The 13,058-nt window shown below is 45.2% G+C and carries 10 protein-coding genes; 7 read left to right on the top strand and 3 right to left on the bottom strand.

Annotated elements, in window-relative coordinates; genetic code table 11:
• Positions 1-6: 6 nt before the first annotated feature.
• The 3 genes from ACLGGO_RS08135 (at position 7) to ACLGGO_RS08125 (ending at position 1,577) form a co-directional block, all read left to right on the top strand.
• Entirely contained in the window at positions 7-246 is a 240-nt protein-coding gene (locus ACLGGO_RS08135; RefSeq protein ID WP_446377654.1) for a helix-turn-helix domain-containing protein, read from the top strand.
• A 105-nt stretch (positions 247-351) separates the two neighbouring features.
• Positions 352-597 (top strand): helix-turn-helix domain-containing protein, encoded by a 246-nt coding sequence (locus tag ACLGGO_RS08130; protein ID WP_446360532.1) that lies wholly within the window; start codon positions 352-354, stop codon positions 595-597.
• Between the two features lie 53 nt (positions 598-650).
• Positions 651-1,577 (top strand): BstXI family restriction endonuclease, encoded by a 927-nt coding sequence (locus ACLGGO_RS08125; RefSeq protein ID WP_446418918.1) that lies wholly within the window; start codon positions 651-653, stop codon positions 1,575-1,577.
• Between the two features lie 15 nt (positions 1,578-1,592).
• Here ACLGGO_RS08125 and ACLGGO_RS08120 read toward each other — a convergent pair whose 3' ends face one another.
• A complete protein-coding gene (locus tag ACLGGO_RS08120; RefSeq protein ID WP_446418917.1) occupies positions 1,593-2,669 on the bottom strand; it encodes a DNA-methyltransferase in 1,077 nt (358 codons plus the stop codon).
• Between the two features lie 170 nt (positions 2,670-2,839).
• Entirely contained in the window at positions 2,840-4,021 is a 1,182-nt protein-coding gene (locus tag ACLGGO_RS08115) for an RtcB family protein (RefSeq protein ID WP_446418916.1), read from the bottom strand.
• 143 nt (positions 4,022-4,164) lie between these two features.
• Between ACLGGO_RS08115 and ACLGGO_RS08110 the strand changes: the two genes are divergently transcribed.
• The 4 genes from ACLGGO_RS08110 to recD2 all read left to right on the top strand — a co-directional run bounded on the left by ACLGGO_RS08110 (position 4,165) and on the right by recD2 (position 10,315).
• On the top strand, positions 4,165-6,201 hold the full coding sequence (locus ACLGGO_RS08110; protein WP_446418915.1) for an FAD-dependent oxidoreductase: 2,037 nt from the start codon (positions 4,165-4,167) through the stop codon (positions 6,199-6,201).
• Positions 6,192-6,362: a hypothetical protein gene (locus ACLGGO_RS08105; protein ID WP_446418914.1), complete on the top strand. Its 171-nt coding sequence runs from the start codon at positions 6,192-6,194 to the stop codon at positions 6,360-6,362. The genes ACLGGO_RS08110 and ACLGGO_RS08105 overlap by 10 nt, the downstream gene beginning before the upstream one ends.
• A gap of 279 nt (positions 6,363-6,641) precedes the next feature.
• The gene (locus tag ACLGGO_RS08100; RefSeq protein WP_446418913.1) at positions 6,642-7,634 is read left to right on the top strand and encodes a hypothetical protein; all 993 of its coding nucleotides are present in this window, start codon (positions 6,642-6,644) and stop codon (positions 7,632-7,634) included.
• A 347-nt stretch (positions 7,635-7,981) separates the two neighbouring features.
• Positions 7,982-10,315, top strand: a complete 2,334-nt coding sequence (gene recD2 / locus ACLGGO_RS08095; RefSeq protein WP_446418912.1) for an SF1B family DNA helicase RecD2 — start codon at positions 7,982-7,984, stop codon at positions 10,313-10,315.
• Positions 10,316-10,582: 267 nt separating this feature from the next.
• Here recD2 and ACLGGO_RS08090 read toward each other — a convergent pair whose 3' ends face one another.
• Positions 10,583-12,868 carry an amylo-alpha-1,6-glucosidase gene (locus ACLGGO_RS08090; protein ID WP_446418911.1) on the bottom strand — a complete coding sequence of 762 codons (2,286 nt, stop codon included), beginning with the start codon at positions 12,866-12,868 and terminating at the stop codon, positions 10,583-10,585.
• Positions 12,869-13,058: the final 190 nt, after the last annotated feature.

The following is a 13,058-nucleotide window of genomic DNA, read 5'->3' as shown; positions in this document are numbered from 1 at the left end:
AAAACTATGGGAAAAGCGGGTGAAGCGCTAAGGCAGGTATTGCAGACGTACAAAATCAGCCAAAATAAATTGGCGGTGACAATGGGGATTGGTCGATCAACGGTTCACTACTGGTATCAAAACACTCAAGATCCTTCCGCTGAGACAGTTCTGGAAATCAGGAAGGCTCTGCGGAAGATTGATCCGGCGGCGGCGCAAGAGTTTATTCGGCTGTATTTAGATGAGTCAGATGAGGATGAGGAGTAGTTTTGGGGATTAAGCGATCGCCTATGTCCATTTTGTTACTTATAGTATTCAAAAAGTTATTTATTGTATGTAGACTTATTGTCTGCGCTCCCTAAAAATTATGCTGTGAGTCAAGATAGCAAATCAGATATTAAACAGCGCTTTGGCAAAGCGATAAGACGACGTCGGCGAGAATTAGATTTTTCTCAAGAGGAACTTGCTGAAAAAGCTGACCTTCACCGCACTTACATCTCAAGTATTGAAAGGGGGAGTCGCAATCCATCATTAGAAAATATTGAAAAGCTAGCTAAAGCACTAAATATATCTGTCTCTGCTCTCTTTACTAATTACGGCATTGAGGTAGAAGAGTGAAGGCTAAAAAAACTAAGCTAAGCTACAAACTTGGACTGCCAGAAGCCATAGCGATGAAAATCTACAAGACAAGTCAAACAAGGGGGGCTGAAAAAGATACTGTATACCAAAATCGTGTAAAGAGATGTAATACCGTCCTAATCCCAATCAGTTCTTGGAAAAGTAACTTTATTCAACCAGAAGGTGGATTCGAGAAGGGTTATATCGTTCTTGCTTCTCCAGAATATTACTTTTCTGATAATCCTCCAGAGCCTCATCCCGATTTACCCAACGACCTAGAGCTTGGCAGAAATTTATTAGTTCTTTATGAAACAAGATATCACTGGAATAATTACCCTCCGAGTCAGTACGGTTGGTCTCCAGCAACTTCCCGAACTCCACCACTTGCCGGACAATACATTGCTCGTGTACCCGACACTACCCGTTCTGATGACTCTCAGATAAGACATGGATATACAGATAAAAAGACGGGAGGTCAAGGGGCAGGAATCCGCGTCTATGAGTATGCTTCTTCTCAAGAGATAGAAGCAACTAAGTATCAACTATCTTTTTTGGCTTGGCGAACAGAGGGGATTATGGGTATGGCTCGTCAAGAAGGGATATCGAATCTTGAAGAATGCCAGCAGAGGATCGAGAATAAATGTCAGGAAATGGATCTGGCTAATCTGGAAAAACTTCAGGAAAATAGGCTGCTGGATGGTCAGGGATGTACAGTTTGCCCTCTTTGTCTAGAGCGAATTTCGGCTAAAGAACTTGCTTCTCGTGTTGAACAAGCTGAGGGCAGGAATGTCCCAGATTTAACAGTAACTACAGCCAATCTTTTTCATGTTAAGGAATTAAGAGCAGGAGTATATAACCATCGACGTTATAACCTGGGATGGGGACATCACCACTGTAATGCAGCCGCAAGAGATTGGGGAGTTGAACATACGCTAGAATGGATGGAAAAAGTCCTCCGAAACAATCAACGTATCACATAGTTCTACTTGCCTATATTATCCATCGTTCAATAGCTGAAATAAGGGTTCTTTCTGCCAATCAAAGACTGATTTCTTAACTTCTGGTAATAACTCAGATGGCTCGGAACACCGTAGAGCGATTTTGTGACACCAACGCTCCTCAATTTCAACGAGAATGGCTTTACGCCCTAACATTTTAGCGGCTTGTCCCACAACACCTGAGCCAGCAAAGCAATCCAGAACGACGTCACCCGGATAAGAACTGGCTTTGATAATATGTGTAATTAGATCTAGGGGCTTTTCCGCTGGATGTTTACCCGGATAAGGTTTGACTGTAGGGAAATCCCAAACATCCGTGTAGGGGATATTAGCTGTTACACAGAAAGGTCTGATTATTTTCTCGTAATCAGGCAGTTCGGGAACTTGGGAACTGAGTTTAGCAAATACTGATTTTAGTTTTTGATATTGCTCAGGACTTGGGATATTTCTGCCAGTTTCCCAATTTGATACCGCACCACCGTGATTTACACTACCATACTCACCAATAGCTTCTGTTAGTTGAATTGTAGATAGTCCTGCGGCCAAGCGAGTTTTTCTAAGTAAGCTGCCAAATGCGGATAATGAAGTGGTAGCATCAGAGCGAGATGAGCATCTTCGAGTAGTCTGTTTAGCCTCTTCTGGAGATGCTGACTCAGCAAAAATAATCCGCTCAGAATGTAAATACCAACTGCGTAGACTTTCCTTGTTTGTTTTCTGCTTCCATCCGTCATACCCTGGAGCATTCGGCTTTGTCCAGGTGATTGAAGCGAGTACATTAAATCGTTCAGCTAACATCACCTCAATTCTGGCTGCCATCTTGAGAGAGGCACAACAGTACAGGGAACCGTTGGGAGCTAACACCCGTTGCCATTGCTCTGCTATAGTGTCTAACCAGGTAAGGTAATCTTGGTCATGTTTAAAGTCTTTGTCACCCGTAATGTTGGCTTTTTTTGTGGAATGATAAGGTGGATCAGTAAGAATGAGATTAACTGAATCATCAGGTAGCAAGCGCAGTGTATCTAAACAATCTCCGTGATAGAGAGTGACTTGAGGAGATTTTAGGTAAATTTTCATTATCAAAGGAAACGTTTGTCATGTCTACACTCATCCGATTTTAACTCAAATCTTGAGCATTGAGTCTGTGTTAACCACAACTTCTGTTTGTCTAGCATGAGGGAAGCTCATAAAAATAGAAAAGCAAATTTAGTATCAACAAATAAGGTGGGCATTGCCCACCCTACAAATCAACCTTTCACGCAAACCACCTGCTTTAGCGTCGCCACCACCTCCACCAAATCCGCTTGATTATTCATCACCTCATCAATGGGTTTATAAGCGCCGGGAATCTCATCCAAAACCCCGCCATCCTTGCGACATTCAACTCCTTGAGTTTGTGTCACCAAATCATCCAGGGAAAACTGTTTCTTTGCCTTTTTCCGAGACATTAAACGCCCTGCGCCATGGGAGCAACTGCAATAACTTTCATGATTCCCTTTCCCCTTGACAATAAACGACTTTGCCCCCATCGAACCGGGTATAATCCCGTAATCTTCCTCACGCGCCCGTACTGCACCCTTGCGCGTGACGTACACATCTTCCCCAAAATGGACTTCTTTCTCGGCATAATTGTGATGGCAATTCACCTCTAACAATGGCTTGATTGGCTTACCTCCCGTCAAATGTTTTTCTACAATTGTCTTAAAACGCGCCATCATTACATCGCGATTGTAACGGGCATAATCTTGCGCCCATTGTAAATCTCGCCAGTAAGCGGCAAATTCTGGGGTTCCGGCGATAAAGTACGCTAAATCCGGATCAGGTAAGCGGTTTCCTGCCAGTTTCGCTAATTCCTTCGCGGTGCTAATGTGACACTGCGCTAAGCGATTGCCAATATTACGAGAACCAGAATGTAGCATTAACCACACTGAATCCTCCGTATCGATGCACACCTCAATAAAATGATTTCCGCCACCCAGAGAACCCAACTGCTTCATCGCTTTTCCTTGCACATCCTGCACACCGCGATGCAAGTCTTTGAAATGAGTCCAGCCTTGCCAATTGCTGGCATCTTTTTCTACCTCTTTATTTTGGTTAAATCCCAGAGGAATGGCGGCTTCAATATCTAAGCGAATTTTCTTGAGTTTCCCCTCAAGTTGTTCTGCCACAAATGGCGTTTTAATCGCTGCCATTCCACAGCCAATATCAACTCCTACCGCCGCCGGAATTACGGCGTCTTTGGTGGCAAGAACAGACCCCACTAATGCCCCTTTGCCTAGGTGAACATCTGGCATCAACGCCACATGTTTAAACACAAAAGGTAAGGATGCCACGTTTTTTGCCATCTTGGTTTCCTCATGACTTAAATCATGATTCGCCCAGGATAAAACGGGCTTATCTGTGGACAGTTTCAGTTGTTCGTAAGGCATAAACCTGCGCCTGTAGACCTAAATAACATCAATATACTACAAGTATAATACAAAAATACTCAATCGCGGGGATGAACTTATCGGGTGATGGCAACGTCAAGGCATCTGTCGTAACATCTGATACGCACTGCATTTTAACTCTTATGAAGCCTTCTCGACGTGTATCTGCCGGAAAATCTCTTGTTTGCTTCTCGTTTAGTGTGATTTCGCTACTATCCTTTGTCCCAGTATCCCGTAGCGTTTCCGATCGCACTCCTGATCAAACCGTCACCTGTGAAATCTTGGTGGTTGGGGGTGGATTAGCAGGTGCGGCGACAGCCTATGAAGGGTTACTCGCGGGGCGAACGGTTTGTTTGACCGAGATTACCGACTGGGTAGGGGGACAGATTTCTGCCCAGGGAACCTCTGCACTGGATGAACGCCCTACTCAGCGATCGCGTCTTTTCTATTCTCGCGGTTATTTGGAATTGCGGGAACGGATCAGACGCAAATATGGGGAACTGAATCCGGGGGATTGTTGGGTAAGTGAATCCTGTTTTATTCCCAGTGACGCCCATGCTATCCTCTTGGATATGTTGCGGGATGCAGCCAAACGGGGGAAAGGGACACTGAAGTGGTTTCCCTCCACGGTGATTAAGGAACTCGACTATAACCCTACCGGGAACTTGATTAAAAGCGCCATTGCCATTCAGCATGAACCTGCTGCTGATGCACCCCCCCTGAACACATTTCCCTTATCGCAAACGATTGAAGATTGGTATCAGTACCAAGATTCCCCCCGCTTTGACAAAACCATTATCCGCTTCACTCCCCAAAACCCATCATCTGGAAACGCCCCAGACTGGTATGTTGTGGACGCTACAGAAACCGGGGAATTGATTGGGTTAACGAATGTCCCCTACCGTTTAGGAATTGACCCCCGTTCCCATCTCGAACCCTCCTCTTCCAGCGTCACCGGGAATCCCTATTGCACTCAGGGGTTTACCTATACCTTTGCCATGGAAGCCACGCAGGAACCGCAAACCCATGAAATGCCACCCTTTTACCCTCAATACGAACCTTATTATAGTTATGAATTACCGCGATTAGCCGACTTTGGCTTAGTGTTTACCTATCGGCGCATCTGGAGTCCTAAAAAAGGTGAACCGCAGAAATTTGGCGGAATTGCCTTTACTGCACCCACCGTCGGGGATATCTCCATGCAAAACTGGACGTGGGGGAATGACTACCGTCCCGGTACCGAAGCTGATAACCTGGTTTATACTCCTGAACAATTGCAACAGACGGGACAGTTAGCACCGGGCGGCTGGCTGGGTGGCTTGCGAACCGAAAGTTTACGCAAGGCGGAGGAACTCTCGCGAGGGTATTTCTATTGGTTAGTGGCGGGAAATACGGACTCCCAACTCGGTGATGGAGTGAAGAAACCCTATCCTAGTTACCGCTATTTATCGGGTAAGACGTCTCCCATGGGAACAGTGCATGGGTTATCTAAGTATCCTTATATGCGGGAAGGACGGCGGATTATTGGACGCCCTGCGTTTGGGTATCCGGAGGGGTTTACGATATGGGAAATTGATATGTCTCGCCGCAATTACCGGGAAGATTATTACCGTCAAACCTTATCCCCCAAAATGTATCGCCAGTTGTGGACGGCTTTGGCGGGACGAGAAGCGATTTCGGTGATTCAGGGTGAGGTATCGCCGGATGAGGTGAATCGACGCACTCGTTCGACAATCTATCCCGATTCCCTGGGAATTGGACATTATGCAATTGATTTTCATCCCTGCATGAGTTTCTCTCCCCCAGAAGCGCCGGGAAATACGGAACGGGAGGGGGAACGTCAAGGGGCGGGTCAAGCCTATCCGTTTCAAATTCCCCTGCGGGCGATGATTCCGCAAAAGATTGACAATATGTTGGTGGCGGGAAAAAGTATTGCCACGAGTCATATTGCAGCGGCGGCGTATCGGGTGCATTCCTTTGAATGGTCATCGGGTGCAGGGGCGGGAACAACGGCGGCGTTTGCGTTGGAGAAGGGGATTGCGCCGTTTGAATTGGTGGATGGACTTCCACCCCATGATCCGCAGTTGCAGGTGTTGCGGCGGCGGTTAGAACGGAATAATAATCCGACGGCGTTTCCAGATACGTCGATTTTTAATCAAGATTGGGAGGATTGGCGTTAAAGGAAACGTGCGATCGCGCTGTTTGTAGTAGCCTGTTTGTAGTAGCCACTTTAGTGGCTGTTTGTGCCTTGAGCCAACAGCCTGTAAACCCCTATTGCTCAAACTTCAAGCAGGGTAGACAGATAGTGTGCGATCGCGTCAGTCAGCAACGGATTATCTAGCGGCGGGATTACACCCGTTTCCCATATTATTGGCAATCAATCAATTAACTGTAAGAGTTCTTGTGCGTGTGGGGAATTCCGCGAGATAAGCTGTTTTATATTTAAACCTTAATTTAAATAATGGCGTAATCCTTGCAGTGCGACTAAGCTTCTCGCTACTCATACCCAATTTAAATGCGTGACAGCTTAAGTTAAAGTTGTTATTATATTCAGCATCGCCACTCCGAGAATCCCTACGCCGATTTTATATCTTATATTTTTCATCTAACAGCAGTAAAAATGGAAAATTTTAGCTTAACGTTAGAACAAACGAAAGTCATGTATAGTCTAGAGTACCATTTAGTACTCGATGATATAGACAATGAAAGTAACCCTAAAAAAAAGTCCTTAAAAAGAGAGTGGTTATTGAACTGGAAAAATTCAATAGAATCCCTTCATAAAAATCAGACTCCAAGCTCCTTCTGTTTAATTACATTTTTCCCAGATTTAGAAAAAGAGATAGACAAACTCAATAGCGAACCAGGTAGTAGCTTTGACAAGAAAAATATTTTATTAGAAATAAGTTTATTTCACCCCTACCAAAAATTAGGAATAAATAACGATAACAAATTTAAAGAATTAAAAATAGCAGACAGAGAAAAAACAACTAAAAAACTAGAATTTTTCGCGAGTAAACTGGGTTTATCGACAGACTGCGTTAAACGCTTTACAGAAAATTACCAGAAAGCCATTAATGGAATCAGTGGGCGTTTTGTAAAGACACTCATGGGTGGTTTTATCGGTACAGCCATTTTAGCAGTAGCAGCGGCTTTTTTCACACCGGCTATCGCCATATTTCTCGCGCCTATACTGGCACCAGGTCTTTCAGGAGCAGCAGCCGTATCAGCAGTTTTAGCCTTTCTTGGTGGTGGAGCTATTGCCGTCGGTGGTTTTGGAATGGCAGGTGGTTTTGCTGTTCTTGTAGCTGGTGGAGCTATCCTTGGCGGTAGTGCCGGTGCAACCGTTGGTACTTTATTTGCTCAATCTCCTGATATTGCGTTAAACCAATCCGCGAAGTTAGAAGTTGTAATGAAGGAGATTATTTTTATCCAAAAGGATATACGCTTGGCGCAAGAAATAATTAAGGAGCAACGACAAGCCATACGATCTTTGGAAGATAAAATAGATGAGTTAGTTTTAAATAAAGAGAAAAACCAAAAAGACATTGAAAACTTAAAAAAGGCTATTGAATACCTAAATAAAGCATTAGAAAGGAATCAAAATTTACTTTGATAAAATGTTCACGAATAGGTAATTGATGTCAAGCTCATTTTTTTATCGAGCAATCTTCCTCAATGGCTAATCCTTATTAAAGGAAAGTACGATAATGGTCAAAGCAGTAACTAGAGATAGGACTCCTGAAAAAGTAATGCGTAATCGAATTAAAATCAGTCAAGAATGGAAAGAAATCCAAGACATCAACATTAGACATTTTGACTAATTGATAGGTCTTGCCGCAATTACCGGGAGGACGATTGAGGCAGTGCGATCGCGTTCCACTGTAGAATGAAGATACTACCGGACTTGAAATTAGGTATAATTTAAAATTTCTTGTTCACCTGTTCAGGGGGCAATCAATCATGTCAATGGCTTTCCCGACAGACAATAACGATCAATTACCGAGGCTAGAGCAAGCAGAAATTGAACAGTATCTTGCCAGTGGCATATTTCATGGCATTGGTAAGAAGACAGCCGCTTTGCTGGCGGCATATTTTGGCTCTGATACCCTGGAGGTTCTGGAGTTCTCACCCCAGAGACTCAAACTAATTCCTGGCTTATACCCATCTCGGATTAATGTCATCCTCTCAGCTTGGGAGAAAAGCAAGAGTAATCCTGTTCGAGGCACTCAAGCTTGGTTGCTGGGGATGGGGATATCTTTGGGGTTAACCCTAAAACTGACGGACTACTATGAGCAGAATACAGCCTCTGTCCTCAAAACCAACCCTTATCAGATTATTGATGATCTTGACGGCATTGGATTTAAGATAGCTGATAGTTTAGCGCTAAAGTTGGGGATGCCTCCTGATAGTCCCCGGCGCTATGAGCAAGGCATTCTTCAAACCTTACAAGATGCCAGAAATCAGGGACATTGTTTCCTCCCCAGCTCCGAACTTATCGAAGCAGCACTGGGGTTATTGAGTTGTCCGGATCATACACCGAATTCCCGGTTACTTAATCAGGTATTAGAGAATGCGCTCGCCCAAAAAGTTGTAGTTGAGGGACGGTTATCCGAGTCTCTGTATTTAAAACCAATTTATCGGGCTGAGGTTAATGTCGCCCGATTGATTCTTTATTTTGCCTCTCGCCGACAACTGTCTATTGAGCCGTTAGAGGAGTGGTTACAACAACGAGAAGCAGAAGCATGGCGCTCATCTGGGGTGCTTGATATAGAACAGCGACAGGCACTGTTAAGGTCTTATGCCCAACCCATTAGCATTATTACGGGGGGTGCAGGGCGAGGGAAAACCCATATTTTGAAGTATTTGATCGATTGGCTGACTAAGTGTAGATTCAAGGTGGCTTTAGCGGCACCTACGGGAAAGGCAGCAACCCGCATGAAGAACGCCACCAAGTTAGATGCCCAAACGATTCATCGTCTACTTCAGTGGCGAGGGCACGGTCAAAGGTTTGAGTTTAATCAGGAAAACCCTTTGCAGATTGATTGGTTAATTATCGACGAATTTAGTATGGTCGATATTTTCCTGTTTAATTCTCTCTTAAAAGCCTTAGAACCCCATACGAGAATAGTGTTGGTTGGGGATCACAATCAGCTTCCTAGTGTGGGCGCGGGAATGGTGCTGCGCGACTTACTGATATCTGAGGTTGTACCCTGTTCTCGCCTGAAAAAGATTTACCGCCAACGGCAAGAAAGTCCAATTATCTATGCGGCAGAAGATGTGATTAGTGGCGTGGTTCCTAATTTGCAACGGTTTTACTCGCCTCAACAATGGCAACAGGTTTCTGATTGTGCCATACTCTGTCGCCACACCCCTGAAGAAATTGCCGATACCATTGTTGAGCTAGTGGCACAGATGCAGCGTGATCAGGTTGATTTAAAAAATCAGGTGATGGTTCTTGCGCCACAGAAGAACGGTGTGGTTGGAGTTCACGCTTTAAATCAACGATTGCAGCCTCTGTTTAACCCGAAACAACCAGAACAGCCAGAAGTCCAAACTGGGGACGTGGTGTATCGAGTTGGCGATCGCGTGATTCAATTGAAGAATAGATATGATACAAAGCCGGCGGTGATGAATGGCGAGGGGGGTTGGGTGATTGAGGTTCAAACCAAATCTAAGCCAGAATGGGTTAAGGTTGCATTTGAAGGTGGCGCTGTCGTTAATTATTTCCCTGGCATTTTTGAGCAGATTATGCATTCTTTTTGCCTAACTTGTCATAAGGCTCAGGGGAGTGAATTCCAGTATGTAATCATGCCTCTGTCCTATTCAAACCAGCGGATGCTTTCTCGGCAACTTCTCTACACCACGATGACTCGTGCTAGCTATGGAGGATTTATCGCCGTTGGTAGACCCGATATGTTAAGGTTTGCTGTTAATGTCGATAAACCACTGCGCCGATATACCCAGTTGCCTTTGTTACTATCTGAGTCTTATCAAAGTTTAATGGATACACTTAATCAAGTGAGAACTACCCAATCTCCAGCATCGCAAAATCAACGGTGTGTTAGCGTTGCCATGCGACTCCGTGAACTCAATATTGATGCGACTAAAGGGGAAAAGACTTCGATTGGATCATTGGCGCTCCAGCTTTATCAATCCCAGTATGGTCGCCGCCCATCAAAGCGTCTAGAAGTGATAGAACCTGGACAAAAGTTTAAAACCTATCACTATGAAACCGAAGCCATCGAACTGCTAGATCGGGCGATTAAAACTATTATGAAACGCGATCGCGATTAACCTGGGCTAGAGATTTAATTAGAGCTTGCTGCACAAAGCCAAAACCCTTATCTATCAAGGCTTTGAGTGGCATAGACATTGGATCATCTTCAAGGAAATAGGATAAAACCCTTTCATCCCAAATCTGCCTTTATTACCCCCTTTTGCCACGGCGATTGAAATCGCTGCTACACAAACAAAGTCCGCCTGCGCGGACTGGGTTATAACGGGGATAGCTAACCCGGATTTTTTATCATACCCTTGCACCGCTATCAGCGAAAATGTAGATTACGCTTCAATGACAACTCGTAAATTGCCGCGTTTTCGCACAACTCGACAGGCAGTTGCTCCACTAGAGCGCTCAAATTCTAAATCTAATACCGTCTGCCCAATTTTTAGGTTTTGTAGTGATAGATACTGGACGGATTCAGGAAGCGTGGGATGAACAATTCGGAGGCAATTCCTGGGCGTATCGGGTATCAAGTTCACCATCACCTGGAGGAGTTGGAAAATCGTCCCCGTTGCCCAAGCTTGGGGTGAACAAGCCACAGGATATCGCACGGGGGTGCTATCGGGGGTGCGTTCATAGCCACAGAAGAGTTCGGGTGGACGATAATAGGGTTGTTGGATGGTCATGTCGATAATCCCTTGAGCCACTTCCAATGCCTGATCCACCAGTCCTAGCGATCGCAATCCGGCAATAATCATTCCATTATCGTGATGCCATACTGATCCGAGGTGATAGCCCATGGGATTATACGCGGGAGAGAAGCTACTTAAGGTGCGAATTCCCCAGCCACTAAACATATCCGGCTCTTGCAATCGTTCGGCGACATTGTGTGCCTTGTCTTTTGATAAAATATCTAATCCTAGACAATGCCCCGGATTGGATGTGATACTATCTACAGGTTTTCCCTCACCATCCAATGCCAAAGCACAGTAGCCGCGATAGGGAAGCCAAAAGTCCCGATTAAAGCGGGTTTTCAGGTCTTGGGCTTCCTCATGCCAACGTTCTGCCAAATCGAACCGCTTTTTGCTACGAGCAAGCTGACTTAAGCGCATCTTCGCCGCATAAACATATCCTTGCACTTCCGCCAGAGTAATCGCCCCCTCGGCTAACTTCCCTTTGGCATCAACAATACAGTCTCCTGAGTCTTTCCATCCCTGATTCCGAAGCCCACCTTTAGACTTGCATTCATAGCTAATATAGCCCGTCTGCTGACAACGGCGATCAATCCAATCCATCGCCGCTAAAGCATTATCCCATAACTGATCTAACAGTTCCTGATCATAGGTCCAGGCATAGTAATCAGCATAGAGCATCAACCACAGGGGCGTGGCATCGACTGTACCATAATAAGGCGTGTGGGGGAGTTCGCCACAACGAGCCATTTCACCCAGACGCAACTCATGGAGTATCTTACCTGGTTCTTCTTCCCGCCACTCGTCCTCAACTTTACCCTGATACTCCGCCAGGGTAATCAGCGTTTGACGCGCAATCCCCGGATCGAGGATCAGCGTTTGGGTTGCAGCAATCAGGGAATCCCGTCCAAATAACGTGGAAAACCAGGGAATTCCAGCACAGAGAATCTTACCTTTACCAAAGGTTTGACCTAAAAGATAGATATCCTGTTCAGCGCGTTCAATAATCTGGTTTAAGACTCGATTATCCGTGCGAATCCGAGTCACCCCTTCTCGCCAATCCCGCTCCTCCATCGCCTCCGCCGCGATCGCTTGTTTTAGGGTTGTCGGCGCGTTCACCACAGAAGCTGGACGATTGTCAACAAAGGGCTGTAAGCGATACCCAAATTTATGGGTTTCGTGAGAATTCAATTCCAACCGCCAAATTGCCGTATATCCCCTAAATTCATCAGGCTGACGGTGATAAAACTGAATTCGAGACTCCATCAACACCTGATCCAATCCCTGATAGGCTAAGGTAAGTTCGCCCGTTTCCTCAACCAAGGATTTTATATCGCAGTCCAAAGCATTATCCTCTTGAGGGATAACCTGTCGCATTAAAGTCCCTATCTGCTGACGGAGATAACCGCGAATTTGGAATAGATCGGCAAAATCGGCATCAAAACTTAAACTGAGCTCAAAGCTAACGGCTTTGGTGCTGTAGTTGGTAATCTTCAGGTCTTCAAACAGTCCACCCTGTAGTACAATATCGCGTTGAATGCCAATCGTTTCCGCCGGAATACGTCCCTCAACATAAGGATTCGCACAGAGAACCGAAAGGGCAAAACCCCGTCCGGCTGTACTGCTGAGTAAAATGGGAGAGAGTCCCTCAATCTGTAAATCTAGGTGACTGAGAAACCGACTATCTTGACAAAATAACCCCAAGCTTTTGTCCGATTCGTCATCAAGACATCCGGCAATATTGCCTAGGGGATCAGTAATCAAGAATAGGTCGTCATCTTTCATCGTAAGTGTCGATTGGAGTCGTTTTGTCGTCCTGCATTGCAACTCTGGAATCGGCACTTGTTCAGCCGGCGCAAAGGTTCTACCGTTGAGTTCCAGGATAGTTAAAGCTGTTGCTGTTTTGTCGTTCCGGGTATCTGTATCAGACATAATTGAAAACCTCAATATCAAATATCAAATGTTAAACATCACCCATCCGTCTTCGTATTTTTAGGGGTTCGTAGGGGCTCTCGCATTCGCGCCCAAATTTTTCGGTTGTACCGTTTAATTATCATCGCGAAGGCTTCGCCCAGTCAACGGGCAAATATGACGCTAAATCATAGATTTTGGTGTGGGCTGA

Origin of the sequence: Coleofasciculus sp. (assembly GCF_046565525.1) — a bacterium.
Classification (GTDB): Bacteria; Cyanobacteriota; Cyanobacteriia; order Cyanobacteriales; family Coleofasciculaceae; genus Coleofasciculus.
The sequence above is the reverse complement of the archived record's forward strand: the minus strand, read 5'-3'. Positions and strand labels throughout refer to the sequence as shown.

Coding starts and splice junctions, on each gene's coding strand:
- ACLGGO_RS08120 (WP_446418917.1), bottom strand. CDS start 2,669: ATGAAAATTTACCTAAAATCTCCTCAAGTCACTCTCTATCACGGAGAT.
- recD2 (WP_446418912.1), top strand. CDS start 7,982: ATGTCAATGGCTTTCCCGACAGACAATAACGATCAATTACCGAGGCTA.
- ACLGGO_RS08125 (WP_446418918.1), top strand. CDS start 651: ATGAAAATCTACAAGACAAGTCAAACAAGGGGGGCTGAAAAAGATACT.
- ACLGGO_RS08090 (WP_446418911.1), bottom strand. CDS start 12,868: ATGTCTGATACAGATACCCGGAACGACAAAACAGCAACAGCTTTAACT.
- ACLGGO_RS08135 (WP_446377654.1), top strand. CDS start 7: ATGGGAAAAGCGGGTGAAGCGCTAAGGCAGGTATTGCAGACGTACAAA.
- ACLGGO_RS08110 (WP_446418915.1), top strand. CDS start 4,165: ATGAAGCCTTCTCGACGTGTATCTGCCGGAAAATCTCTTGTTTGCTTC.
- ACLGGO_RS08115 (WP_446418916.1), bottom strand. CDS start 4,021: ATGCCTTACGAACAACTGAAACTGTCCACAGATAAGCCCGTTTTATCC.
- ACLGGO_RS08100 (WP_446418913.1), top strand. CDS start 6,642: ATGGAAAATTTTAGCTTAACGTTAGAACAAACGAAAGTCATGTATAGT.